This window comes from Xanthomonas sp. PPL134 (assembly GCF_040595915.1).
GTDB lineage: Bacteria > Pseudomonadota > Gammaproteobacteria > Xanthomonadales > Xanthomonadaceae > Xanthomonas_A > Xanthomonas_A indica.
Genome location: NZ_JAMDLL010000004.1, coordinates 1 through 23781, shown reverse-complemented (window position 1 = coordinate 23781; position 23781 = coordinate 1). Strand labels below are relative to the sequence as shown.

Below are 23781 nucleotides of genomic sequence, written 5' to 3'. Positions count from 1 at the left end.
CTGGGCAGAGCAGGCGCTAATCGTCGTGCGGCTGCGCCGGACCGGCGAGGATGCGCTGGTAGAACGCCAGGTCCAGCCAGCGCCCGAACTTGAAGCCGGCCTCGCGCACGGTGCCGGCGTGCACGAAGCCCAGTTGCTCGTGCAGGGCGATGCTGCCGGCATTGCTGGCGTCGATGCCGCCGACCAGCACGTGCACGCCGCGTGCCTGCGCGGTGTCGATCAGCGCCTGCAGCAGGCGCCGGCCGGCGCCGCGACCACGATGGTCGCGGTGCACGTAGACCGAGTGCTCGACGCTGTACTTGAACGCCGGCCAGGCGCGGAACGTGCCGTAGCTGGCGAAGCCGATCAGGGTACCGTCCGCGTCCTCCAGGCCCAGCACCGGGAAGTTGCCGGCGCGCTTGGTCGCGAACCAGGCCGCCATGCTCTCCGGCGGGCGCGGCCGGTAGTCGTACAGGGCGGTGGAATGGACGATGGCGTCGTTGAAGATCTCCAGGATCGCCATCGCGTGGCGCGGTTCGGTGCAATCGACGAGCTGCATGCGGGAGCCGGAGGGGACGCGATGCCGCACAGTAGCAAGCAACCGGCGGCACGTGCACACCCGTCCAGCGCCAGCGGTAGTGTCGCGAGCGGCGCATCCGGTTGCATCGGCGGCGCAGTACGACCGGGCACAGTGCGTTCCATCGCCTGCAGGCTGGCGGGACAGGCAAAGCGCGCGACAATGGCGCCCGGGCGCCACGCGCCTGCCGGCGCCGCGCCGGGGCCGCCGCGACCGGACGCGGCAGCCTTGAAGCGGCGCCGCCGATCCCCCATCTGGAGTCGTGCATGACCAGCCCCACCGCCCCTTCCGCGCACGCCTTCGGCGATCCTGCCGCGATCCGCAGCGAACGCGCGGCATCGGAGTTGCGCGCCGGGCGCCCGGTGCTGCTCGAGGACCGTGCCGGCCACGCCCGCGCGGTCATGGCGCTGGACAGCAGCACCGAGCCCTCCTATCGCAGCTTCGCCCAGGCCACCGGGCAGCGGCACTATCTGTTCGTGACCCCGGCACGCGCGCAGGTGCTGGGCCTGGACGCGCCGCACGGCGCGCGCATCGCCCTGGCCGGGCAGTCCTACGACGCGCTGGCGGCGCTGGCCTACCTGCGCGACGGGCCGGTGCCGACGCACTGGCAGCCCGGCGACGCGCTCGATGCAGGCGCCGCCGAGATCGCGCGCCTGGGCCTGCTGCTGCCGGCGATGGTCGCCGCGGAACTGGGCGCCGACAGCAGCGCCTTCCAGGGCTGCCAGGCGCTGCAATTGGACGACCTGGAGCACGGCTGCGCCCTCGCCGCCTCCGACAGCTACACCCTGGTCACCCGCACCCAGGTACCGCTGCGCGACCTGGGACCGGGCGAATTCGTGGTATTCCGCGGCGGCGTGGCGCAGCGCGACCAGGTCGCGATCGTGATCGGCCAGCCCGACCTCAGCGCGCCGGTCCCGGTGCGCGTGCATTCCTCCTGCCTGACCGGCGACCTGTTCGGCTCGCTCAAGTGCGACTGCGGCGACCAGCTGCGGCACGGCCTGGCCAAGCTCAAGGCGCTGGGCGGCGGCGTGCTGCTGTACCTGGACCAGGAAGGCCGCGGCACCGGCATTGCCACCAAGATGCGCGCCTACGGCTACCAGCACGACGGCCTGGACACCATCGACGCCGACGCGCAACTGGGGTTCGGCGCCGACGAACGCCGCTACGGCAGCGCGGTGGCGATGCTGCGCGGGCTCGGCATCCGCCGCGTGCGCCTGCTCACCAACAACCCGAACAAGGCCGAGCGCCTGCGTGCGGCCGGCATCGAGGTGACCGAGCGCATCCCGGTCACCGGCACCATCACCGCCGAGAACGAAGGCTACCTGCGCACCAAGGCTGCCCGCGCCGGCCACGCGCTGGACGTGGACGCCTTGCTGCGCGCGGCGCGCTGACTCCGCCGCGCGGGACGGCCCGCCCCAAGGATCACGCCGGGAGCGGCGAGGCGGGCTGCGCACGCCCGCCGTTGCCGCGTTAGGATCGCAGGCCACGCCGCGCCCCGCGCCGGTTCGCCCCGAGACCCCGACGTGATCGCACCGCCGCCCATGGACGACTCCCCCGCCGCGCCGGCGCCCAGCGCTGCCGCGGCAACGCAGGTGCCCGCCGACTGGCCGCCGGCGGACTGGCAACCGTTGCCGTTGCGCGGCGCCTGGCTGGCGGCGCTCGGCGGCGGCTGCATGCTCGGGCTCAGCCTGGTGGTCGGCGCTGCCATCATCGGCCTCAGCCTGCACAGCCTGCATGCACTGGCCCTGGGCGCCGTGGCGGCGGCGGTGGGTGGACTGTGCGGGGCCTGGATCGGCTTCGTCCGTCACCGGCGCATCCGCTGGCGGCTGACCGCGCAGGGCCTGGACGTGTTCCGCGGACGCCTGTGGCAGAGCGAGACGCATGTGCCGATCTCGCGCGTGCAGCACCTGGACCTGCGCCGCGGCCCGCTGGAACGCGCCCTGCGCCTGGCCACCCTGGTCGTGCACACCGCCGGCACCCGGCATACCGCGGTCGCCGTGCCCGGCCTGGACCAGGCCGACGCGCAGCACCTGCGCGAGCGCCTGGCGCACCAGCTCGACCACGACGACGACGCGCTGTGAGCGACCTCGCCGACGCCGAGCACACCACGCCGGTGCGGCGCCTGCACCCGTGGTCATGGCTGTTCGTGCTGCTGCAGCATCTGAGGCATTTCCTGCTGCCGTTGCTGGCGCTGCTGGTGTTCGGCAGCCGCGACGGCCACCGCGATCACGCCGATCACCTGGTGATGCTGGCGGTGTGCAGCGGGCTGGTGGCGGTGTCGCTGCTGCGCTATCTCACCTACCAGTACCGCATCGGTCGCGACAGCCTGAGCATCCGCAGCGGCTGGCTGGAACGCAGCCTGCGCGAAATCCCGTTCGCGCGCATCCACAACGTGGTGGTGCACCAGTCGCTGCTGCACCGGCTGTTCGGCGTGGCCGAGGTGCGCCTGGAATCGGCCGGCGGCACCAAGCCCGAGGCGCAGATGCGCGTGCTGCGGCTGGACCAGGCGCTGGCGCTGGAACAGCAGATCCGCCACCGCGCGCCCACCGCCGACAGTGCCGCCGCCACCGAAGCCAGCGCCGTGCCCGCTGCCGCGCCGGACAGCGAACTGCTGCTGGCCCTGCCTACCGCCGAGGTGCTGCGCCAGGGGCTGATCTCCAACCGCGGCATGGTGGTGCTGCTCACCGCCTTCGGCGCCACCTACCACCTGTTTCCCGAGCGCATGATCTCCAACGCGATCGAGCACTACGGGCGGCAACTGTTCGGCTACGCCACGCACCTGCAGCTGGGCTGGATGGCCGGCACGGTCACCTTCGCGCTGATGCTGGCGACGCTGTTGCTGCTGATGCGGGCGTTGTCGATGGGGCTGGCGCTGGTGCAGTACCACGGCTTCCGGCTCAGCGAGAGCGAGCGTCGGCTGACCGTGGAGCGCGGGCTGCTGACGCGGCTGCGCAGCAGCGTGGCGCGGCGCAGGATCCAGGCCTGGACCCTGCACGAAAGCGTGCTGCAACGGCTGCTGCGGCGGCGCAGCCTGCACATCGACACCGCGGTGATCCAGTCGCACCACGGGCACGACCACGCACTGACCGAACTGGCGCCGCTGGCCACGCCGGCCGCCTGCGACGCGCTGCTGCAGCGGCTGCTGCCGCAGATCGCCTGGCCCCCCGCGCGCTGGCACGGCATCGCCACGCGCTGCTGGTGGCGGCTGTCGCTGCCGGCGCTGCTGCTGGTGCCGCTGCTGTGCGCCGCGCTATGGCCCACGCTCGGTGCCTGGGCCGCGCTGGGCCTGTTATGGCTGCCGTGGTCGGCGTTCAAGTCCTGGCGGCAGGCGCAGCGCATGGGCTACGCGCTGGATGCGCGCTACGTGGCGGTCCGCGGCGGCTGGTGGCGGCGCTGGTGGCGGCTGGCCGAACTGGACAAGCTGCAGGCGCTGCACCTGAGCCGTTCGCCGCTGGACCGCTGGTGCGGCACCGCGACGCTGTCGCTGGACACCGCCGGCGCCCGCCACGGCGAACCGCCGCTGCGCATGCGGCTGCTGCCGGACGCGCAGGCGCGGGCGCTGTACCGACAACTGGGCGACGCGCTGGCGCAGCGACGGCTGCGCTGGTGAGCAGCGCCGCGGTGCGGCGCGTCAGCGGCGCGCGCCGCGGCCCCAGTAGCCGATGCGGCGGCGGATCTTCAGCTTGCGCCACAGGTTCAGCGGCTTGCGCCGCGGATTGCGCGCACCCTCGGCGACGAAGTCGTCGATCGCACGCAATACGCGCTCGCTGGACTGGCCGTCGCGGTAGGGATGCAGGCCATCGGCGAATTCGCGGATCGCCGCCATCAGTTCCGGCGGCCGCTGCAGCGCGCGGCGGATCGCCGGCTCGAACTGCGCCGGATCGTCGATGTCGATCAGCTGCGGCCCCGGACGCCGGTTCTTGAACGTCACCACCGGCTTGTAGGTGAGCAGGAACTCGTTGAGCGCGGACGAGGTGTCCGAGCACATCATGTCCACCTGCGGGAACAGCTCCAGGATGTTGTCGTTGTCGGCGAAGTGCAGGTACTCGCTCTCCAGCGCGCGGTAGCGCGCGACCATCGCCGGGTCCATCTTCGGATGGAAGGTGACGATCCAGCGCCATTCGCCGCTGCGCGAGAGCCGCGCCACCTCGTCGTAGAGGATGCCGGCCGCGCTCCACGACGGCGAGAACGTGGAGTGGTACAGGATCACCGGCGGCTGCCGCACCGGCGCCAGCTCCGCGCCGATCTCGCGCATGAACGGATCGATCTTGGGGAAGCCGGTCTCCTTGACCGCGAAGTGGCCGAGCTTGCGCGCCAGCGCGCCGAACGCCGCGGTGTCGCGCGGGCCAGTGGTGCAGTACAGGTCGAAGAAGCCGCGCACGTAGATGTGCCGCGGCTTGCCGGCGTCGAAGCCGTGGAAGGTCTCGACCTTCACCCCGGGAAAGAAATGCGGCACCGCGTTGCTGGAGGTGATCACCGCGTACGGATTCCACGCCAGCACCTCTTCCACCGTCGCCAGGTGGCGCTCGTCGGCGGTCAGGTCCTCGGCGCCGGGGCCGTCGAAGAACCATGCCGCCTCGTCGCCGCGCGCGCGGATCGCCGCCTGCAGCGGGCGCAGGATCGCCAGCGCATAGCGCTCGGATCCGTATAGCAGATAGTGCTTGCTCATCAGTGCTCCAGATCGTGCCGTTGCAGTTGCGCCCGCGCCTGCTCCACCGAGGCCGGGTTGACCTGCATCTCGTAGTAGCGCATGCGCTTGTACAACGCATAGCTGGCCGCGGTCTGCGCCACCACGAAGCCGCGCCAGCCGTCGAGGAACGCCAGCCGCAGCAGATAGTCCTTGAGGAAGGCGCCGGCGAACACGAACGGGCTCTGCCACATTCTCACCGGCTTGCGCTTGTCGCGCCAGCCGAGCGCCTTGAGTTCGGCGTAGCGCAGCACCTTGAGCTGCTTGTGCACCAGGGTCGGGTTGTGCAGATGGTTGAACGGGGGTGCGAACGCGGCGCTGGGGCCGTCGAAGCGCAGCGATTCGTGCACCCGCGCATCGCTCCAGCGCGCGCGGCCGCGGTGGTACAGCCGCGCCAGGCGCTCGCCGACCATGGGTTTGTACCAGCGCATCGGCGCGCCCATGTACCAGGTGCTGCGGCGCAGCCACACCGCAGCCATGCGGTCCTCGGCGATCAGCTGCGGCAGCCGCGCCAGGCACTCGGCGCGCAGCGCGTCGGACAGGAACTCGTCCGCGTCCAGCACCAGGATCCAGTCGTGCGCGGCCTGGGTGGAGGCGAAGTTGCGCTGCGGGCCGAAGCCCAGCCAGGCCTGCTCGACCACGCGCGCGCCGTGGGCGCGGGCGATCGCCACGGTGTCGTCGGTGCTGCCGCAGTCCACCACCAGCTTGTCGGCGGCGAACGGCACGCTGTCCAGGCAACGCGCGATGTTGGCGGCCTCGTTGTAGGTCATCACCACCAGGCTCAGCGGCAGGGTGGCGGCGGCAGCGTCGGCCATGGCGCGCGGTATCCGGAAGTCAGGCGCGGTGCCGGCGGCTGGCGCCAGGCGCCGCGCCGCCCGGCGATGCGGGACCGGCAGTCTACCGGCTTCGCGCGGCGCCTTCAGCGCCCGGTGCCGGCTCCACCTCGCGCGCGGCCAGGCCGATCAACACGCCCACCAACGAGACATAGAAACCGGTGCTGACCTGGTGCGCGAACATCGACTGGGTCATGCCGCACAGGATGTAGGCGGCCACTACCATGATCCCGGCCGCCGCCGCGCCATGGAAATGCGGTTGCGGCCGGCGCCGGTACAGGCGCAGCAGCAGCCACAGCGGCACGCCGTACACCAGCAGGATCAACACGGTGCCGGGCAGGCCCTGGGTCGCACTCCACTCGGCCAGGTCGTTGTGCGCGTGGCCCAGGTGGCAGCGCTCGACGAAGCCCTTGCGGCAATCCGGCAGGCGCAGCATGGCGTTGTCGAAGCGACCCACGCCGACCCCGACCACGGGGTGTTCGACGAAGGTCGCCGCCGCCACCTGCAGGCGCTCGATGCGCGCGCCGGCCGACGAATCGCTGTCGCCGCGCTCGTAGCGCTGCACGTCGTGATGCAACTCGGCCAGGCGGGTCTGCTTGGTCAATGCCGGCACGCTCAGCACCAGCACCGCCGCCAGCGCGGTGCACGCGCCCAGGATCATCAGCCGCGTCGCGCTGTCGCGCCAGCGCAGGCACAGGGCGCTGACCACCAGCAGCAGCAACACGCCCAGCCACACGCCGCGACTGCCGCTGAGCAGGATGACGATGCCGCCGGCCACCACCGCGGCCACGGCCCACGGCCACTGTCCGCGCGGCCGGCAGAACACCGCCAGCACCATCAGCATCAGCACCACATCGGCCAGGACGATGGCATTGGTCCAGCCTTCGGCGCGCGGCTGGCCCTGCAGCACCTGCACGCTGGCCAGCACCAACGCAGCGAGGATGCCGAGCAGCGCGCCCCACCACAGCAGGCGCTGCGGCGGCCGCAGCGCATAGGTCCACAGTGCCGCCCACGGCAGCACCAGGAAGCGGGTCCGGTTGTCGATGTCCTTCAGCGGCTGGCCGAAGTACAGCACCGAACACAGCGACAACCCGATCACCAGCAGCGCCAGGATCCACAGCCAGCGCAGCGACGGTTGCATCAGCGCCACCGCCTGGCGCAACTGCGGCAGTGCCAGCAGGCTGGTCACCAGCAGCAGCAGGCCGAACGGCAGCAGGCCGCTGGGCATGCTGATCACCAGCGCCGGCAGGCACAGCAGCGCGAGCGCCGCACCGCGCTCGGCCAGGGCCTGGCGGGAGGACGCGGAAACGGCATGGCGTGGCGCGATGGGCTGGGACATCAAGGAGGGAAGGCCGTGGGGGTGGGTGGTCGGCGATGATCCGGGGCGCTTCCCTAACCCGGCCTGACCTGTTCGCGATCGGCGCCGCGGCTGGCCGGCACGGCGGGCGGCGGCGCGTCCCCGAGCAGGTCGGCTACGGCCGCACGCAGACGCTCGCCGAACTCGCGCTGGCGCGCCTCGAAGAAGCCGCGCGCGGCGGTGCCCAGCGCATCGCACTGCATCGGCGACAGCGCCAGCGCCTGCGCCATCGCCCGCTCGAGGCCAGCGGCCTCGATCCGGTAGCGCACGCCGAAGTTGTCCGGGCCCTCGCCGACCGGGTCGATCAGCACGCCGCGCTCGGGGCTCACCAGCTCGTTCATCGGCGCACCGTTGGTGGTGATCACCACCGCGCCGACGCTCAGCGCTTCCATGATGTAGTGGCCGAAGCCCTCCACCTCGGACGGGCACAGGTGGAAGCGGTGCGCATTCTGCAGCCGCCGCAGTTCCTGCTGGTCCAGGTAGCCGGTCAGGTAGTCGATGTTTTCGGCCTCGATCGGGTGGGACTTCTTCGCGCTCTGCACCACGGTCAGCCGTGGCCACTCGGGGTGCCGTGCCCAGGTCTGCAGCAGCAGCGCCGTGCCCTTGGCCGAACTGCGCCCGGCCACGTGCAGGCAGGCCCGCTCGCGCGGCACCTCAGGACGGTAGCAATCGTCGCTGCAAAAGCCGATGAAGGCGGTGGGCGCCATCGTGGAAAACCGCTGTTCGGCCTGGCGGGTCTTGCACAGCACCTGCGCGAAGCGCGGCAGGCAGCGCAGCCACTTGTGCCGGAACCACTCCGGGTTGGGGATCAGCGCATTGCGCAGGCCGCCGCCGAGGCAGCGCGGATACACCCGCTCCAGGAAGATCTGCAGGTCGGCGCGCCCGAACAGCAGGCTGCGCAGGAACAGACGCAGTTCGCGCAGGCGGTTGGCCATGCGCACGGTGCCGAAGCCCAGCACCTCGACGCGGTAGCGGCCGGTCTCGCGCAGCAGGTCGGCGACCACCTGCAGGTCGCGGCTGAGGCCGCCGCCGTTGTCGCGGCTGATGACCCGGATCAGGCGCGGCGGCACGCGCGCCTCCCGGCCCGCGCGGCACGCGGGTCGCCAGCGGCACCCGCGGTACGCCGCCGCAACGCGCGGCTGCGGCTCATTCGAAGCGGTCCTTTTCCTGCTCGCGCAGGCGGTCGCGGTCGTCCTGGGTGACCTCGCAGTGGCCGTGCACGGCGCTGGCCGGGACCAGCCACCAGTCGCGCCGGTTGGACACGCCGGCCAGGATGCTGGCGCTGCGGTCGACGCAGCCCAGCATCGCCGCCTCCTGCACCAGCAGCCAGCGCCGCTGCGGCGCCTGCGCCTGCCAGGCGATGCCGCGGCGCAGTTGCTCGTCCCAGGGCACCACGAAGCCGAAGGTCGTCGCCGGGCGGTCGGCCATCAGCAGGTTCTGTTCCTTCCAGGCGACCAGGCCGAGTTCGGCATCCGGGCCGATGCGGCGCCCCACCGACTCCATCACCCCGCGCGCGGAGCTGGACAGGTTGATCAGCGGGTACACCAGCAAGCCGGCCATCGCCCAGACCATGGTCAGGGTCGAGACCGTCGCCAGCTCCGGGCGGCGCCGTGCGAAGGCGGCCAGACTGGCTACGCCCCACAGGCCGATCGCCAGCAGGATCCAGGCCAGCACCTGCACCGTGGCCAGGTCGATGCCGCGGTCTTCCATCATCTTCGCGCGGAAGCCGTGCCCCAGCAGGATCGCCACACCCACGCCGCCCAGCGCCAGCGTCAGCAACGCGGTGAACGCCAGCAGCAGGCGCTTGACCCCGGGCTTGCGCAACAGCCCGGGGATCAGCGGCCCCATCGCCAGGCACAGCATCGGCAGCGCCGGCAGGATGTAGACATCGCGCTTGCCGGTCGGGATCGAGAAGAACAGCACCACCAGCGCCCACCAGGCCAGCGGCAGCAGGTAGCGCGCGTCGCGCCGGCGCAGGCGCCGCGCCCAGGCGGGGATCGCCCACGGCAGCGCCAGCAGCACCGGCAGCCACATGCTCGGCATCACCCCGAAGAAGTACAGCGGCCCGTGCGCGTGGTCCCAGGACTTGGCGTAGCGCCCGGCGGTCTGCCGGAACAGGATGTCGTTGAGGTAGGCGCGGTACTCGGGCGCGTTGCTCGACAGCGCGGTGACCACCATCGGCACCAGCCAGATCGACACCGCCGCCAGGAATGCCAGCGGCCCCAGCCAGAAGCGCGGATCGCGCAGGCCGACCCGGACCCCGCGCCAGTGCGCCAGCGACGCCGCCGCGGCCGGCAGCAGCATCAACAGCGCCAGCACGCCCACGCCCTTGGTGATGGTGCCCAGGCCCGCGGCGAACCAGCCCAGGGCCCACAACCGCCAGTCCGGCCCGCGCAACAGGTGGCGCAGCAGCGCGTAGTTGGCCAGGGTGATGAAGAACACCACCAGCGGATCGATCTGTGCCTTCTTCGCCTGGTAGGTGAAGTGGAAGGCGAACAGCAGCGCGTAGGCCGCGTACATGCCGACGCGGCGCGTCCACAGGCGCCGGCCGAGATCGTAGACGCAGGCCAGCGTGCCCAGCCCGGCCAGCAGCGACGGCAGCAGGAACGCCACCCGCCAGTTGCCGAACAGCGTGTAGACGCTGGCCTGCAGCCACATCAGCATCGGCGGCTTGTCCGAGTACAGCTCGGTGCCGCGGTGCGGGAACAGCCAGTTGCCGCTCTCCACCATCTGCTTGGCGACCAGCGCGAAGCGCGGCTCGTCGGCCGGATGCGGATCGCGCAGGCCCAGGCCGGCGCCGAGCACCAGCACCGCCAGGACGGCCAACAACCAGAACTCTCGGGACGCGCGGGTCTTCAGCATGGGACGCGATGATACCGGGGCCGGTTCACGCCGTCTTGCGGAACCGTGCGTAGTAGAAGCCGTCGCAGTCCTGTTCGCCGGGGAAGCGCTGGCGCCCGCCGCCGGAGGCATGCCCGCAGGCCGCGCCCGGATCCTCCAGCGCCGCGCCGGGCTGCCGCGCCAGCAAGGCCTGCACCTGCCGCGCGTTCTCGTCCTGCAGCAATGAGCAGGTGGCGTAGACCAGCACCCCGCCCGGCCGCAGCACCTGCCAGGCGGCGTCGAGCAGGCGCGCCTGCAGCGCCTGCAGCGCGATCACGTCCTCGCGCCGGCGGTGCAGCAGCACGTCCGGCTGGCGGCGCACGATGCCGGTAGCCGAACACGGCGCGTCGAGCAGCACCGCGTCGAACGGCTCGCCGTCCCACCAGTCCTGCGGCTGCGCCGCGTCGGCGACCTGCAATTGCGCCTGGGCACCGGCACCGGTGCGCGCGAAGGTCTCGCCGACCCGCGCCAGCCGCCGCGCATCCACGTCCAGTGCGGTCAGGCGCAGACTGGGATCGCGTTCAAGCAGATGCGCGGACTTGCCGCCCGGTGCCGCGCAGGCGTCGAGCACGCGCGCGCCCGGCGCCGGCGCCAGCACGTCGGCGACCTGCTGCGCCGCACCGTCCTGCACCGACACGCGCCCGTCGGCGAAGCCGGGCAAGCCCCCCACCGCCATCGGCGTTTCCAGGCGGATCGCATCGGCCAGCAGCGGCGACGCCTGCGCGGCGATGCCGGCCGCGGCCAGTTCCTGCAGGTAGGCGTCGCGGGTGCCGTGTTGGCGGTTGACCCGCAGCCACAGCGGCGCCGGCTGCTGGCTGGCGGCGAAGATCGCCTCGGCCTGCTCTGGCCAGTCGGCGCGCAGCGCATCGCGCAGCCACAGCGGCCAGCCCGCGTCGGCAGCCACCGCCGGCAGCCCGTCGCGCAGCGCGCGCCGCAGCAATGCGTTGACCAACCCGGCCTGGCGCGGCCGATCCAGCGCGCGCGTCGCTTCGACCGTTGCCGACAGCGCCGCGTGCGGCGCCAGGCCCAGCGCATCGAGCTGGGCGAAGCCGGCCAGCAGCAGGCCGCGCAGTTCGGCGTCGCGCTGCGGCAACTGCTTCTGCAACCACATCCGCAGCGCCGCCTCGTAGGCCGGGCGGCGGCGCAGCACGGCGAAGCAGATCGCCTCCACCAGCGCGCGGTCGCGCGGATCCGGCAGCGTCGGCAGCGCGGTGGCCAGTTCGGCCTTGAGCGAGCGGCCGCGGTCGATCACCGCCGTCAGCACGCGGGCGGCGACCACCCGCGGGGCCACGCCCGGCGGCCACGCGGCGGCAGGCGTCGCGGTCATCGGCGCGCGCTCCAGGACGTCGCATGCCTCCGCGCGCATGCAGTGCTGTGGTGATGCGTGTGCGCAGCGGCGCCGCGCAAGGCCGTGGACGCCCGCCAACCTCTCAGCGAGCACGCGCGCACGGCCGCGCCTGCCAGGCCCAACGCGGCGTACGCAGGCATGCCCGGCGCCTTACGCCAGGACCGGCAGGTCGCGCCGCGCATTGAGGTAGTCGGCGGCGGTGATCGCCTTGCCGCCCTCGCGCTGCAGCACGCGCAGGCGCAGCGCGCCCTGGCCGCAGGCGATGTCGATGCCCTGCTTGGACGCGGTCAGCACCGTGCCCGGCGGCTGCCCGTGGGCCAGATCCAGCGCGATCGCACCGCGCACCCGCACCCGCTCGCCGGCCAGCATCGCCTCGGCGACCGGCCACGGATCGAAGGCACGCACCTGCCGCGCCAGCTGCGCCGCCGGCTGCTGCCAGTCCAGCCGCGCCTGCGCCTTGTCCAGCTTTTGCGCATAGGTGACGCCGGCCTCTGGCTGCGGCTGCGCCACCGGACGCAGACCGGCACGCAGCAGGCCCAGGCCGTCGGCCAGCACCTGCGCGCCGAGCGCGGCCAGGCGGTCGTGCAACTGCCCGCCGGTCTCGTCGGCGCCGATCGGCGTGCGCTGCGACAGCAGCACCGGGCCGGTGTCCAGCCCCGCTTCCATCTGCATCAGGCACACCCCGGTCTCGCTGTCGCCGGCCTCGATCGCGCGCTGGATCGGCGCGGCGCCGCGCCAGCGCGGCAGCAGCGAGGCGTGCACGTTCCAGCAGCCATGGGTCGGGATCGCCAGCACCGCCTTGGGCAGGATCAGCCCGTAGGCCACCACCACGATCAGGTCCGGCTGCAGCGCGCGCAGCGCCTGCAGCGTCTCCGGCGAGCGCAGCGTCTGCGGCTGCAGCACCGGAATGCCGCGCGCCACCGCCTCCAGCTTGACCGGCGACGGGGTCAGCCCGCGGCCACGCCCGGCCGGGCGGTCCGGCTGGGTGTAGACCGCGACCACTTCATGGCGCTGCGCAGCCGCGCGCAACGACGGCACGGCAAAGTCCGGCGTACCGGCGAAGACGATTTTCATGGAGGCTGGGAACCGGGAATAGGGAATGGAGAATGGGAAAAGCGCGAACCCGGAAAGGCCACGGGTACCGCACTTACGATTCCCGTTTCTCCATTCCCGGTTCCCCGCTTCAAGCCACGTGCTTGCGCGCCTTGGCCAGCTTCTTGCGCACCATTTCGCGCTTGAGCGGGGACAGGTAGTCGACGAACAGCTTGCCGTCGAGGTGGTCCATCTCGTGCTGCACGCACACCGCCAGCAGGCCGTCGGTGCTCAGTTCCTGCGGCTGGCCCTGGCGGTCCAGGTAGCGCACGGTAATGGCGTCGGCGCGGGTCACGTCGGCGTAGATGCCGGGGACCGAGAGGCAGCCCTCCTGGTACACCTGTTCGCCGTCGCGCTGCACGATCTGCGGGTTGATGAACACCTGCGGGGCGTTCTTCTCCTCGCTGACGTCGATGACCATGAAGCGCTTGTGCACGTCTACCTGGCTGGCCGCCAGGCCGATGCCGGGGGCGTCGTACATGGTCTCGAACATGTCGTCGAGCAGGCGCTGGAAGGCCGCGGAGGTGACTTCGGCGGCGTCGACCGGCACCGCCTTGGTGCGCAGGCGCGGGTCGGGGAATTCGAGAATGGGGAGCAGGGCCATAGCGGTACCCAAGATGGGGGTGCCGGACGATTCGGCAAGACCTGCGGATTCTACCCGTTTCTGCGCCCGGCGCTTGCGCCCGCACCAGGGTTCTGCACTATAGTGCGCCAACCTGTTGGGGAATCAGGCTCCGCGCTCATGTTCAATCGACTCCGCACGGTCGTCGCCGTGGCGATGCTCACCGTGGCGACCTATGCTGCTTCCGCCAGCATGGCCGCCGAACACCCCGACACCTACGTGGTGCGCAAGGGCGACACCCTGTGGGACATCGCCGGGCGTTTCCTCGGCAAGCCCTGGCTGTGGCCGGAGATCTGGCAGGCCAATCCGCAGGTGCACAACCCGCACCTGATCTACCCCGGCGACGTGCTCAGCCTGGCCTACCTGGACCGGGTGGCGCATGCCGAGGTCAAGCCGGGTCCGCGCCAGGACGCGCCGATCGACGCGATCCCGCTGGCGCAGGTGGAGCCGTTCCTGAAGAACCTGCGCGTGGTCGACCGCATCGACAACCTGCCCTACGTGGTCGGCATCGAAGACAACCGGCTGCGCGCCACCGACGGGCAACTGGTCTACGCGGTCGGCCTCGGCCAGGCCCAGGCCGGGCAGCGCTACGCCGTGGTCCGTCCGACCGTGCGCTACCTGCTGCCCAAGCTCAGCGACGACCTCAACGCCGAAGGCCGCAGCATTCCCGGCAGCGGCAACCTGTGGCAGACCTTCGTGCCGCCGGACAAGCGCCGCGAAACCCTCGGCTACGAACTGGCCCAGGTCAACATCGGCACCGTCGCGCGGGTGTCCGCCGATGGCCGCCAGGCGACCGCCCTGCTGCTGCAGGACAACGCCCGCGAAGTGCGCGCCGGCGACCGCCTGATCCCGGTCGAGGCGCAGCCCTACGACCTGCAGTTCGTGCCGCATCCGCCGTCCGAGCAGGCGCTGGCCGCCGGCCTGCGGGTGCTGGCGGTGGCCGATGCGTTCAGCGCGGCCGGCCCGCGCGACGTGATCGCCATCTCCGGTGGCCGCCGCGAAGGCATCGACAACGGCACCGTGGTGTCGCTGTGGCGGCATGGCACCCGGGTCAACGATCGCGTGCGCCACCCCAACACCTCGCGCGCCGACGACGGCTTCACCGGCGGCAGCGGCACCACCGTGGCGCTGCCGGACGAGTACGCCGCGCACGCGATGGTGTTCCGCACCTTCGACAAGGTCAGCTACGCGCTGGTGATGGACGGCATCAAGCCGACCCGGATCGGCTACGACGTCAAGCATCCGGACGCACGCTGACCCGCCGCCGGGGCATCCCCCTACAGCGATTGCAGACGGCGCCCGAGGGCGCCGTCTGCGTTTGCGGCCTAGCCTGGGCGCATGTCCCCGCCTGTCACCGCTCCCATCGACGCCCCCGCCGACCCGGCCCTGCTGGTCCTGTCACTGGCCGGCGGCGCCAGCGCCCCGCGCCGGCAGCTGCTGGAGCAGCAGGGCAGCCCGACCGCGGCGCTGGCTGCCGGTCCCGCCGGCTGGCATGCCGCCGGCCTGGACGCGGCGCAGATCGCCGCGCTGCAGCGGCCCGACCGCGCCGCGCTGGACACCGCCGAACGCTGGCTGGCGCAGCCAGGCCGGCACCTGCTCGGCTGCCACGATGCCGACTACCCCGCCCTGCTGCGACGCACGCCCAACCCGCCCCTGGCGCTGTATGTGGACGGCGACCCGGCGGCGCTGTGGCACCCGGCCGTGGCGGTGGTCGGCAGTCGCGCGCCCAGCGCCGGCGGCCGCGACAACGCGTACGGCTTCGCCCTGGCCCTGGCCGCCGCCGGCTTCGCGGTGACCAGCGGCATGGCCAGCGGCGTGGATGCCGCCGCGCACCGGGCCGCACTGTCGCGCGCGGACGGGCTGACCGTGGCGGTGGTCGGCACCGGCCCGGACCTGGCCTATCCGCGCCAGCACGCCGCCCTGCGCAGCCAGATCGCCGCACGCGGCGCGGTGGTCAGCGAGCATCCGCCCGGCACGCCGGCGCGGGCGGGCCACTTCCCGGCGCGCAACCGGATCATCGCCGGGCTGAGCCTGGCGACCCTGGTGATCGAGGCGGCCACCCGCTCCGGCGCGCTGATCACCGCGCGGCTGGCCGCCGAAGCCGGGCGCGAGGTGTTCGCCCTGCCCGGCTCGATCCACAACCCGCTGGCGCGCGGCTGCCATCGGCTGATCCGCGACGGCGCCGGGCTGGTGGAAAGCGCCGAGGAAGTGCTGGCCGGCGTCGCGCCGCTGGCCGCCGAACTCGCCGACGCCTTGCGCGGACGCCTGAACGCCCCCACACAGGGAACCAGCACCGCGCGCGGCGCCACGCCGGTCTTCCCCCATCCCGACTACCAGCGCTTGTGGCAGGCGCTGGGCCACGACCCCATCTGTATGGATTCAGTCATCGCACGCAGCGGATTGACGGCCGCAGCGGCGTCCTCCATGCTGCTGGCCATGGAACTGGATGGCTACGTGGCGGTCGAACGCGGTCGTTACACCCGCAAACCCTAGTTTCTTCACCTCCACAGCGTCTCGCGACGCAGGCCGAGGGGCAATGAAAGAGAGCATTCTGGATGTCCTGCTGTACCTGTTCGAACACTATTTCAGCGAAGACGCGGACCCGGTCCGCGATCGCGACTCCCTCCAGAATGGCCTGATCCAGGCCGGCTTCAGCCCCACCGAGATCAGCAAGGCGTTCGACTGGCTCGACGCCCTGGCCGACCAGCGCCCGGCCGTGGCGCAGCCGCGCATCGATGGCCCGATCCGCATCTACCACGGTCCGGAACTGGACAAGCTCGACGTGGAATGCCGCGGCTTCCTGCTGTTCCTGGAACAACACGGCATTCTCGACAGCGACCAGCGCGAGCTGGTGCTGGACCGGGCCATGGCCCTGGACCAGGACGAGCTGGACCTGGACGACCTGAAGTGGGTGGTGCTGATGGTGCTGTTCAACCAGCCCGGTGCCGAGGCGGCGTACGCGTGGATGGAAACGCAGATGTTCGTCGACGAGCCGGAGCCGGTCCACTGAGCCGCTGACGGTCGCGCACGGATGCACGAAGACACTTCCTCCCCCGCGCTCTGGTACTACGTCGACGCCGCACGCGAGCGGCACGGCCCGTTGCCGGCGTCGACCCTGCTGGAACGCCTGCACGACGGCCGCCTGCAGCGCGAGACCCTGGTCTGGCGCGAGGGCCTGCCGGAGTGGCGGCCGCTGCACGCGCTCGCCGCCGAGCTGGGCCTGCCCGACGCGCCCACCCCGCCGCCGTTGCCGCCACCGCTGCATGCCACCACCCCCGCGGGCCCCACTGCCGCTGCCGCTGCCGCGCCACGCAGCGGCCTGTCCGGCTGCGCGATCACGGCCATCGTCGGCACCATCGTCGGCGTGCTGCTGCTGGCGTTCCTGGGCATCGCCGCCGCGATCGCCCTGCCCGCCTACCAGGACTATCTGGCACGTGCGAAGGTCGCGCAGGCGCTCGGCACGCTGGCGCCGCTGAAAGACCAGGTCGCCGCCTTCGCCGCGCAGGAGCACCGTTGCGCGGTCAACGGCGACACCGGCTTCGGTACCCCGCAAAGCTATGCCGGCGACACCATCGCGCAGGTGCGGGTCGGCCGCTTCGACAATGGCCACTGCGGCCTGGAGGCCACGCTGCGCGTGCCCGACCAAAAGCGTCTGGATGGCAAAGCGCTGTGGCTGGACTACGATGAGCGCACGTCCGCCTGGAACTGCAGTTCCGACCTGGACGATCGCGTTCTGCCGGTCCACTGCCGCGGCGGCTGACCGGCGCACCGTTTTCGACTGCAACTCCCGGGGAACAGAATGACTGAGTGGTACTACGCCGATGCGGCGCAGCAGCGCCATGGCCCACTGGCGGCCGCCGACCTGCAACAGCGCTTCCAGCGCAGCGAGATCGGGCTGTCCACCCTGGTCTGGCGCGAGGGCCTGAGCGAATGGCGCACCCTGGCCGAGTTCGTCGACGAGCTCGGCCTGGCCCAATCGCCCCCCCCGGCTCCCGCGCTGGCACCGATGGAGGTCGGCGGAGAAGTGCCGCCCCCCGCTCCGACGCCGGCCGTGCCCGACGCCTGGGCCGCGCCCGCGCCCCACGCAGTCGCATCACCCTACGCGGCCCCCAGCGCCGTACTCGACGGCGGTGCGCGGGTGGTCGGCGGCGGCGAGGTGGTGCAGGCCGGTTTCTGGAAGCGCGTGGCCGCCTACCTGATCGACGCGTTCCTGGTCGGCATGGTCGCCAACGTGATCCAGTTCGTGGTGCTGCTCGGTTTCATGGGGGTCAGTGGCGTTGGCAACCAGCCCAACTTCACCTCCGCCGCCGGCATCGTCATGCTGCTGATGGTGTACCTGGTGCCGCTGGCGATCTCGGCCCTGTACTACGGCCTGTTCCACGCCTCCACCAAGCAGGCCACGCTGGGCAAGATGGCGGTCGGCATCAAGGTGGTGCGCACCGACGGCAGCCGCATCACCGTGGCCCGCGGCGTGGGCCGCTACTTCGGCTTCATGCTGAGCAGCCTGACCCTGGGCATCGGCCTGCTGATGGCGGCCTTCACCGAGCGCAAGCAGGCCCTGCACGACATGCTCTGCGACACCCTGGTGGTGGACAAGTGGGCCTACACCGACCATCCGGAATGGCAGCAGCGCAAGCTGGGCACCGTCACCGTGGTGATCCTGTCGCTGTTCGGCCTGTTGATGGCCGGCGCGATGCTGGTGGTCGCCCTGGCGATCGGCATGGCCGCCAAGGGCGGCTGGCACTGAGTCCGGTAGGCTCCGGAGCCGTGTTGCCACCTGCGCGGCGGCCCGGCCGGCCGGCGCCGGCTTGACAGCGGGCGTCGGACATGCCCACTAATAAATAAGCGCCGTAGCTGAACGCCTGGGGGTTCCGTCCCGGGCGTCGGCTTCTCTGCGACACCGCAACGCTTCACTAACCGGAGCAATTGCGCCACCCTACCGCCCCCAGGGCGTCCGCCCACGCCCATCGAAGCCCGACCCGCCATGTCCAAGCACCTGCTCATCGTCGAATCGCCCGCCAAGGCCAAGACGATCAACAAATACCTCGGCAAGGATTTCCACGTCCTGGCCTCGTATGGGCACGTGCGCGACCTGATCCCGAAGGAAGGCGCGGTGGACCCGGACGACGGCTTCGCGATGCGCTACGCGCTGATCGACAAGAACGAGAAGCACGTGGAGGCCATCGCCAAGGCGGCCAAGGCGGCCGAAGACATCTACCTGGCGACCGACCCGGACCGCGAGGGCGAGGCGATCAGCTGGCACATCGCCGAGATCCTGCAGGAGCGCGGGCTGCTCAAGGGCAAGCCGCTGCACCGGGTGGTGTTCACCGAGATCACCCCGCGCGCGATCAAGGAAGCGATGGCGCAGCCGCGGCAGATCGCCGGCGACCTGGTCGATGCGCAGCAGGCGCGCCGCGCGCTGGACTACCTGGTCGGCTTCAACCTGTCGCCGGTGCTGTGGCGCAAGGTGCAGCGCGGCCTGTCCGCCGGCCGCGTGCAGTCGCCGGCGCTGCGCATGATCGTCGAGCGCGAGGAGGAGATCGAGGCCTTCGTCGCCCGCGAGTACTGGTCCATCGCCGCCGACTGCGCGCATCCCTCGCAGCACTTCAACGCCAAGCTGATCAAGCTCGACGGGCAGAAGTTCGAGCAGTTCACCATCACCGACGGCGATACCGCCGAGGCCGCGCGCCTGCGCATCCAGCAGGCCGCGCAGGGCGCGCTGCACGTCACCGACGTCGCCAGCAAGGAGCGCAAGCGCCGCCCGGCGCCGCCGTTCACCACCTCCACCCTGCAGCAGGAAGCCTCGCGCAAGCTCGGCTTCACCACCCGCAAGACCATGCAGGTGGCGCAGAAGCTGTACGAAGGCGTGGCGATCGGCGACGAGGGCACGGTCGGCCTGATCTCGTACATGCGTACCGACTCGGTCAACCTGTCGCAGGACGCGCTGGCCGAGATCCGCGACGTGATCGCGCGCGACTACGGCATCGCCTCGCTGCCGGACCAGCCCAACACCTACCAGACCAAGTCCAAGAACGCCCAGGAAGCGCACGAAGCCGTGCGTCCGACCTCGGCGCTGCGCACCCCGGCCCAGGTCGCCCGCTTCCTCACCGACGACGAGCGCAAGCTGTACGAGCTGATCTGGAAGCGCGCGGTGGCCTGCCAGATGATCCCGGCCACGCTCAACACCGTCAGCGTGGACCTGTCGGCCGGCAGCGAGCACGTGTTCCGCGCCAGCGGCACCACCGTGGTGGTGCCCGGCTTCCTCGCCGTGTACGAGGAAGGCAAGGACAACAAGAGCGCAGAGGACGAGGACGAAGGCCGCAAGCTGCCGGCGATGAAGCCCGGCGATCGCGTGCCGCTGGAGCGCATCCTGGCCGAGCAGCACTTCACCCAGCCGCCGCCGCGCTACACCGAAGCGGCGCTGGTGAAGGCGCTGGAAGAGTACGGCATCGGCCGTCCCTCGACCTACGCCTCGATCATCCAGACCCTGCTGTTCCGCAAGTACGTCGAGATGGAAGGCCGCAGCTTCCGCCCGTCCGACGTCGGCCGTGCGGTGTCCAAGTTCCTGTCCAGCCATTTCACCCAGTACGTGGACTACGACTTCACCGCCAAGCTCGAGGACGAGCTCGACGCGGTCTCGCGCGGCGAGGAGGACTGGATCCCGCTGATGTCGCGCTTCTGGGAACCGTTCAAGGAACTGGTCGAGGACAAGAAGGAATCGGTCGACCGTGCCGAAGCCAGCGGTGCGCGCGAGCTCGGTACCGATCCCAAGACCGGCAAGCCGGTGAGCGTGCGCCTGGGCCGCTTCGGGCCGTATGCGGCGATCGGCAGCACCGCCGAGGATGCCGAGGACAAGCCCAAGTTCGCCTCGCTGCGTCCCGGCCAGAGCATGCACACCATCACCCTGGAGGAGGCGCTGGAGCTGTTCTTGATGCCACGCAGCCTCGGCCAGGACAAGGGCGAGGAAGTCAGCGTCGGCATCGGCCGCTTCGGCCCGTTCGCCAAGCGCGGCAGCGTCTACGCCTCGCTGAAGAAGGAAGACGATCCCTACACCATCGATCTGGCCCGTGCGGTGTTCCTGATCGAGGAGAAGGAAGAGATCGCGCGCAACCGCATCATCAAGGAATTCCCCGGCAGCGACATCCAGGTGCTCAACGGCCGCTTCGGCCCGTACATCAGCGACGGCAAGCTCAACGGCAAGATCCCCAAGGATCGCGAACCGGCCACGCTGAGCCTGGACGAAGTGCAGAAGCTGCTGGAGGAAACCGGCAAGCCGGTGCGCAAGGGCTTCGGCGCCAAGAAGGCCGCGGCCAAGAAGGAAGCCGCGCCGAAGAAGAGCGCGGCGAAGAAGGCCGCGGCCGACGCCCCGGCCAAGCCGGCGGCGAAGAAGGCGGTCAAGAAGGCCGCGAAGAAGACCGCCAAGAAAGCGGTGAAGAAGGCGGCGAAGAAGACCGTGGCCAAGGGCGGCTGAGCCACCCTTGCCGGGCTGCCGCAGTCGCGGCAGCGCTCACTGGGGTGCCGCGGCGGCGCAGCAGCGCCGGGCGCGCGCCAGTAGCCCGCGAACCGCCGCCGCTCGCCGCATTGCACCTGCGCCATCGCCAGCCCGCGATCTTGCTGGCGCACATCGGGCGCGACAGCGCGCCCACGTCCGCCCCGCCGCTGCACAGCGGCGCTTGCCTGCCCTGGTTGCAGGACCGGCCGCGACGCATCGCCCGGCCCGACACGCCTTGCGCCAACCGGCCTGCCCGCACCGACCCTCATTGTCCTTAGACGAGGACGTGCCGCATGATGCGCGCATGACCGACCTGTCGCTGAGCCATGCCGTCGCCGTCCTGCGCCAGGGCGGCGTGATCGCCTATCCCACCGAAGCCGTGTGGGGCCTGGGCTGCGATCCGCACGACGAGACCGCCGTGACCCGCCTGCTGCGGATCAAGCAGCGGCCGGTGGACAAGGGCCTGATCGTGGTCGCCGCCGAACTGGATCCGTTGCGCCCGCTGCTCGACCTGTCGGCGCTGCCGGCGGACCGGCTGGCCGCGGTGCTGGCCAGTTGGCCGGGACCGCACACCTGGATCCTGCCCGCCTCAGCGCACGCGCCGCCGTGGGTGACCGGCGCGCACCAGGGCATCGCGGTGCGGATCAGCGCCCATCCCCTGGTCGCCGCCCTGTGCCGGGCCTGGGGCGGCGCCCTGGTGTCGACCAGCGCCAACCGCGGCGGCGAGCCGCCGGCGCGGCAGCGCAGCGAACTGGATCCGCTGGTGCTGAATGACCTCGACGGCCTGCTCGACGGCGACACCGGCGGCCTGGCCCAGCCCACCCCGATCCGCGACGCCGCCAGCGGTGAGATCCTGCGCGCCTGAGGCCCTGGCTTCCACGGCACGCCGGACCTCCATTGCAGTGACGGCTGGCGGCAACGGCGATGGCCACGTGGGCGCTCGCGCGCCGCACCCTCACCCCAACCCCTCTCCCGGTGGGAGAGGGGCTTGCACGCTTCCCTGCTCCCCTCGGGACCACGGCCCCCTTTTCGGGGAAGGTGCCCCGCAGACGCGATGAGGGTTGGGCGCAGCTCGCATTGCCGGAGCAACGCGCCCTCACCGCACGAGCACGCCCTGGCCGAGGCCGGCAACACCTCGCAACCGCTGCGAGATGCGGCAGGAAGCGCGACGGCTGACTCGCGGATGCCGATGCGCCACGAAACCCTGCTGTGCACCCGCGCCCATCGCGTCCTGAATGCCCGCATGCACGCCCTTTCCCTGGCCGGCCAAGGCGCGCAAGATGCGCGCATGCGCCGCCTTCTCCGCCCCTTGCTGCTGCTGAGCCTGTCGCCCTGGATCGGCGCCGGCTGGGCGCAACAGACGCAAACGGTCAGCAGTGACGGCGGCAACGGATCGGTGCGCATCTATCGCTGCATCGCTGCTTCCGGCGCGGTCAGCCTGCAGAATGCGCCCTGCGAGAATGCGCGCCGGCAGCAGGTGCTGGACATGCAGCGCCCGCGCGATCCGCCGCCGCGCCCCACCACCACCATCAGCACCGATCCGGCGCGCGGCGAGGCCTCCCCGGCACCGCTGCCGCAGCGCGAACTGCGCATCGTCACCGTGCAGCCGGCGCAGCCGATGTACGAGTGCGTGACCCCGGAAGGCACGCGCTACACCAGCGACGACAACGCCGGCAATCCGCGCTGGGTGCCGCTGTGGGCCTATGGCTATGCCGAGAGCCCGTACGCGCGGCCGTCCGGGCGCGGCCCCGATGGCCGCTCGCCCGGCCCGCCGGGACCGCCTCCGCCCGGCCGTCCACACCCGCCAGGGCCGCCGCCGGGAGTGGCCGCCGGCGCCGGCGTGATCGTGCCGGCCGGCAGCACGCTGATCCGCGACACCTGCACGGCGCTGCCCGAGCAGGAGGTCTGCGCGCGCCTGAGCGACCGCCGCTGGGAGTTGATTCGTCGCTACAACAGCGCCCTGCAGAGCGAGCGCCGTGCGCTGGAAACCGAACAGCGCGGCATCGATGCGCGCCTGGCGCGCGACTGCGGCGGCACCTGATGCGCCGTGCGCTCTGCCTGGCCGCGTTGCTGGCCTGCGCCGGCGCAGCGCACGCCGAACCGGTGGTGTTCTATCGCTGCACCGATGCGCAGGACAACCTGACCATCCAGAACATGCCCTGCCCCAAGGGCATGCGTCAGCAGAAGAAGATCATGCAGGGCGTGAGCAGCGCCGCACTGCCGACCACGCTCTCAGCCAAGCCCGTTCCATCGTCGCCCCCTGCAAGCACACCGACCGCCGTCACGCCTGCGGACGCGGCGGCCCCGGTCGACACCACGGCTGCTGCAGCTCCACCGCCACCGCCGAAGCTGCCGCCCCCGCCGCTGTACACCTGCACCACCCGCGAGCAGGCGTCCTACATCGGTGAGGTCGCCGAACCGCCGCCGCGTTGCGTGCCGCTGCACACGACGGACCTGGACGGTGGACCCAACCAGGCCGGCGGCAGCGCCTGCGAGGTGCTACGCGACCAGTGCCAGCCCCTGCCCGCCGAGCAGTTGTGCGATACCTGGAAGAACTACGTGGCCGAAGCCGAAACCCACTGGCGCTTCGCCGTTCCCGAGCATGCGGAGGCGCTGCGCGCGGAGTTCGAACGCCGCCAGCACCTGCTCGAGGCCAGCAACTGCAGCGCGCCGGAGCGGCCTGCGCCATAACCCATCGCGCTCGCACGGTGGCGCACCTGTTGTCGTAGGAGCGGCTTCAGCCGCGACCGGGCGTTCCCGACGCCAGCAACTGCAGCGCACCGGAGCGGCCTGCGCCGTGACCCATCGCGCTCGTGCGTGGTGCTGCGCCTGTCGTCGTAGGAGTCAACTGTCATGCAGCCGCGATGACAGGAGGGGCATACGCTGCCTGATCACGCGCGATCGCGTTGAGCCA

At 71.6% G+C, this 23781-nt stretch carries 21 protein-coding genes; 12 read left to right on the top strand and 9 right to left on the bottom strand.

The annotated features are described in order from the left end of the window. Nucleotides 1-16: 16 nt before the first annotated feature. Nucleotides 17-538 (bottom strand): GNAT family N-acetyltransferase, encoded by a 522-nt coding sequence (locus tag M3U25_RS10055; RefSeq protein WP_242160028.1) that lies wholly within the window; start codon nt 536-538, stop codon nt 17-19. Between the two features lie 284 nt (nt 539-822). Between M3U25_RS10055 and ribA the strand changes: the two genes are divergently transcribed. The 3 genes from ribA to M3U25_RS10040 all read left to right on the top strand — a co-directional run bounded on the left by ribA (nt 823) and on the right by M3U25_RS10040 (nt 4166). After that, nucleotides 823-1947 (top strand): GTP cyclohydrolase II RibA, encoded by a 1125-nt coding sequence (gene ribA / locus M3U25_RS10050; protein ID WP_355499193.1) that lies wholly within the window; start codon nt 823-825, stop codon nt 1945-1947. 150 nt (nt 1948-2097) lie between these two features. Further along, nucleotides 2098-2637, top strand: a complete 540-nt coding sequence (locus M3U25_RS10045; RefSeq protein WP_355499197.1) for a PH domain-containing protein — start codon at nt 2098-2100, stop codon at nt 2635-2637. Further along, complete coding sequence (locus M3U25_RS10040; protein WP_355499200.1) at nt 2634-4166, top strand: PH domain-containing protein; 1533 nt, start codon at nt 2634-2636, stop codon at nt 4164-4166. The genes M3U25_RS10045 and M3U25_RS10040 overlap by 4 nt, the downstream gene beginning before the upstream one ends. Nucleotides 4167-4187: 21 nt before the next feature. Here M3U25_RS10040 and M3U25_RS10035 read toward each other — a convergent pair whose 3' ends face one another. From M3U25_RS10035 to def, 8 genes are all read right to left on the bottom strand, one after another. Further along, nucleotides 4188-5225: a CDP-glycerol glycerophosphotransferase family protein gene (locus M3U25_RS10035; protein ID WP_355499203.1), complete on the bottom strand. Its 1038-nt coding sequence runs from the start codon at nt 5223-5225 to the stop codon at nt 4188-4190. Further along, the gene (locus M3U25_RS10030; RefSeq protein WP_355499206.1) at nt 5225-6058 is read right to left on the bottom strand and encodes a glycosyltransferase family 2 protein; all 834 of its coding nucleotides are present in this window, start codon (nt 6056-6058) and stop codon (nt 5225-5227) included. Before M3U25_RS10030 ends, M3U25_RS10035 begins: the two co-directional genes overlap by 1 nt. An 82-nt stretch (nt 6059-6140) precedes the next feature. Then, the gene (locus tag M3U25_RS10025) at nt 6141-7415 is read right to left on the bottom strand and encodes an O-antigen ligase (protein WP_355499209.1); all 1275 of its coding nucleotides are present in this window, start codon (nt 7413-7415) and stop codon (nt 6141-6143) included. A gap of 53 nt (nt 7416-7468) precedes the next feature. Then, nucleotides 7469-8503 carry a glycosyltransferase gene (locus tag M3U25_RS10020; RefSeq protein ID WP_355499212.1) on the bottom strand — a complete coding sequence of 345 codons (1035 nt, stop codon included), beginning with the start codon at nt 8501-8503 and terminating at the stop codon, nt 7469-7471. Between the two features lie 76 nt (nt 8504-8579). Next, a complete protein-coding gene (locus M3U25_RS10015; RefSeq protein ID WP_355499214.1) occupies nt 8580-10295 on the bottom strand; it encodes a glycosyltransferase family 39 protein in 1716 nt (571 codons plus the stop codon). Between the two features lie 25 nt (nt 10296-10320). Next, nucleotides 10321-11640, bottom strand: coding sequence for a 16S rRNA (cytosine(967)-C(5))-methyltransferase RsmB (gene rsmB / locus M3U25_RS10010; protein WP_355499217.1), 1320 nt, complete (start codon nt 11638-11640; stop codon nt 10321-10323). 171 nt (nt 11641-11811) lie between these two features. Next, the gene (gene fmt, locus M3U25_RS10005; protein WP_263392293.1) at nt 11812-12735 is read right to left on the bottom strand and encodes a methionyl-tRNA formyltransferase; all 924 of its coding nucleotides are present in this window, start codon (nt 12733-12735) and stop codon (nt 11812-11814) included. Between the two features lie 109 nt (nt 12736-12844). Then, a complete protein-coding gene (gene def / locus M3U25_RS10000; RefSeq protein ID WP_010340689.1) occupies nt 12845-13357 on the bottom strand; it encodes a peptide deformylase in 513 nt (170 codons plus the stop codon). Nucleotides 13358-13495: 138 nt separating this feature from the next. On the opposite strand from def, the gene M3U25_RS09995 reads away from it, so the two are divergent. From M3U25_RS09995 to M3U25_RS09955, 9 genes are all read left to right on the top strand, one after another. Next, a complete protein-coding gene (locus tag M3U25_RS09995) occupies nt 13496-14632 on the top strand; it encodes a LysM peptidoglycan-binding domain-containing protein (RefSeq protein WP_242160017.1) in 1137 nt (378 codons plus the stop codon). 81 nt (nt 14633-14713) lie between these two features. Further along, on the top strand, nt 14714-15868 hold the full coding sequence (gene dprA, locus M3U25_RS09990) for a DNA-processing protein DprA (protein ID WP_355499223.1): 1155 nt from the start codon (nt 14714-14716) through the stop codon (nt 15866-15868). 43 nt (nt 15869-15911) lie between these two features. Then, nucleotides 15912-16385: a DUF494 family protein gene (locus tag M3U25_RS09985; protein WP_010340686.1), complete on the top strand. Its 474-nt coding sequence runs from the start codon at nt 15912-15914 to the stop codon at nt 16383-16385. Between the two features lie 21 nt (nt 16386-16406). Then, on the top strand, nt 16407-17135 hold the full coding sequence (locus tag M3U25_RS09980; RefSeq protein WP_355499227.1) for a pilin: 729 nt from the start codon (nt 16407-16409) through the stop codon (nt 17133-17135). 39 nt (nt 17136-17174) lie between these two features. Beyond that, the gene (locus tag M3U25_RS09975) at nt 17175-18122 is read left to right on the top strand and encodes an RDD family protein (RefSeq protein WP_355499230.1); all 948 of its coding nucleotides are present in this window, start codon (nt 17175-17177) and stop codon (nt 18120-18122) included. A 237-nt stretch (nt 18123-18359) separates the two neighbouring features. Beyond that, the gene (locus tag M3U25_RS09970) at nt 18360-20846 is read left to right on the top strand and encodes a DNA topoisomerase I (protein ID WP_242160013.1); all 2487 of its coding nucleotides are present in this window, start codon (nt 18360-18362) and stop codon (nt 20844-20846) included. Between the two features lie 325 nt (nt 20847-21171). Beyond that, nucleotides 21172-21732 (top strand): Sua5/YciO/YrdC/YwlC family protein, encoded by a 561-nt coding sequence (locus M3U25_RS09965; protein ID WP_242081888.1) that lies wholly within the window; start codon nt 21172-21174, stop codon nt 21730-21732. 423 nt (nt 21733-22155) lie between these two features. After that, nucleotides 22156-22908 (top strand): DUF4124 domain-containing protein, encoded by a 753-nt coding sequence (locus M3U25_RS09960; protein WP_355499234.1) that lies wholly within the window; start codon nt 22156-22158, stop codon nt 22906-22908. Then, the gene (locus M3U25_RS09955) at nt 22908-23558 is read left to right on the top strand and encodes a DUF4124 domain-containing protein (RefSeq protein WP_355499237.1); all 651 of its coding nucleotides are present in this window, start codon (nt 22908-22910) and stop codon (nt 23556-23558) included. The genes M3U25_RS09960 and M3U25_RS09955 overlap by 1 nt, the downstream gene beginning before the upstream one ends. The last annotated feature ends 223 nt before the right edge of the window (nt 23559-23781 follow it).

Coding starts and splice junctions, on each gene's coding strand:
- M3U25_RS09955 (WP_355499237.1), top strand. CDS start 22,908: ATGCGCCGTGCGCTCTGCCTGGCCGCGTTGCTGGCCTGCGCCGGCGCA.
- fmt (WP_263392293.1), bottom strand. CDS start 12,735: ATGAAAATCGTCTTCGCCGGTACGCCGGACTTTGCCGTGCCGTCGTTG.
- ribA (WP_355499193.1), top strand. CDS start 823: ATGACCAGCCCCACCGCCCCTTCCGCGCACGCCTTCGGCGATCCTGCC.
- M3U25_RS09970 (WP_242160013.1), top strand. CDS start 18,360: ATGTCCAAGCACCTGCTCATCGTCGAATCGCCCGCCAAGGCCAAGACG.
- M3U25_RS09995 (WP_242160017.1), top strand. CDS start 13,496: ATGTTCAATCGACTCCGCACGGTCGTCGCCGTGGCGATGCTCACCGTG.
- M3U25_RS09960 (WP_355499234.1), top strand. CDS start 22,156: ATGCGCCGCCTTCTCCGCCCCTTGCTGCTGCTGAGCCTGTCGCCCTGG.
- M3U25_RS09975 (WP_355499230.1), top strand. CDS start 17,175: ATGACTGAGTGGTACTACGCCGATGCGGCGCAGCAGCGCCATGGCCCA.
- rsmB (WP_355499217.1), bottom strand. CDS start 11,640: ATGACCGCGACGCCTGCCGCCGCGTGGCCGCCGGGCGTGGCCCCGCGG.
- M3U25_RS09965 (WP_242081888.1), top strand. CDS start 21,172: ATGACCGACCTGTCGCTGAGCCATGCCGTCGCCGTCCTGCGCCAGGGC.
- M3U25_RS10045 (WP_355499197.1), top strand. CDS start 2,098: ATGGACGACTCCCCCGCCGCGCCGGCGCCCAGCGCTGCCGCGGCAACG.
- M3U25_RS10055 (WP_242160028.1), bottom strand. CDS start 538: ATGCAGCTCGTCGATTGCACCGAACCGCGCCACGCGATGGCGATCCTG.
- M3U25_RS10025 (WP_355499209.1), bottom strand. CDS start 7,415: ATGTCCCAGCCCATCGCGCCACGCCATGCCGTTTCCGCGTCCTCCCGC.
- M3U25_RS09980 (WP_355499227.1), top strand. CDS start 16,407: ATGCACGAAGACACTTCCTCCCCCGCGCTCTGGTACTACGTCGACGCC.
- dprA (WP_355499223.1), top strand. CDS start 14,714: ATGTCCCCGCCTGTCACCGCTCCCATCGACGCCCCCGCCGACCCGGCC.
- M3U25_RS10035 (WP_355499203.1), bottom strand. CDS start 5,225: ATGAGCAAGCACTATCTGCTATACGGATCCGAGCGCTATGCGCTGGCG.
- M3U25_RS09985 (WP_010340686.1), top strand. CDS start 15,912: ATGAAAGAGAGCATTCTGGATGTCCTGCTGTACCTGTTCGAACACTAT.
- def (WP_010340689.1), bottom strand. CDS start 13,357: ATGGCCCTGCTCCCCATTCTCGAATTCCCCGACCCGCGCCTGCGCACC.
- M3U25_RS10015 (WP_355499214.1), bottom strand. CDS start 10,295: ATGCTGAAGACCCGCGCGTCCCGAGAGTTCTGGTTGTTGGCCGTCCTG.
- M3U25_RS10030 (WP_355499206.1), bottom strand. CDS start 6,058: ATGGCCGACGCTGCCGCCGCCACCCTGCCGCTGAGCCTGGTGGTGATG.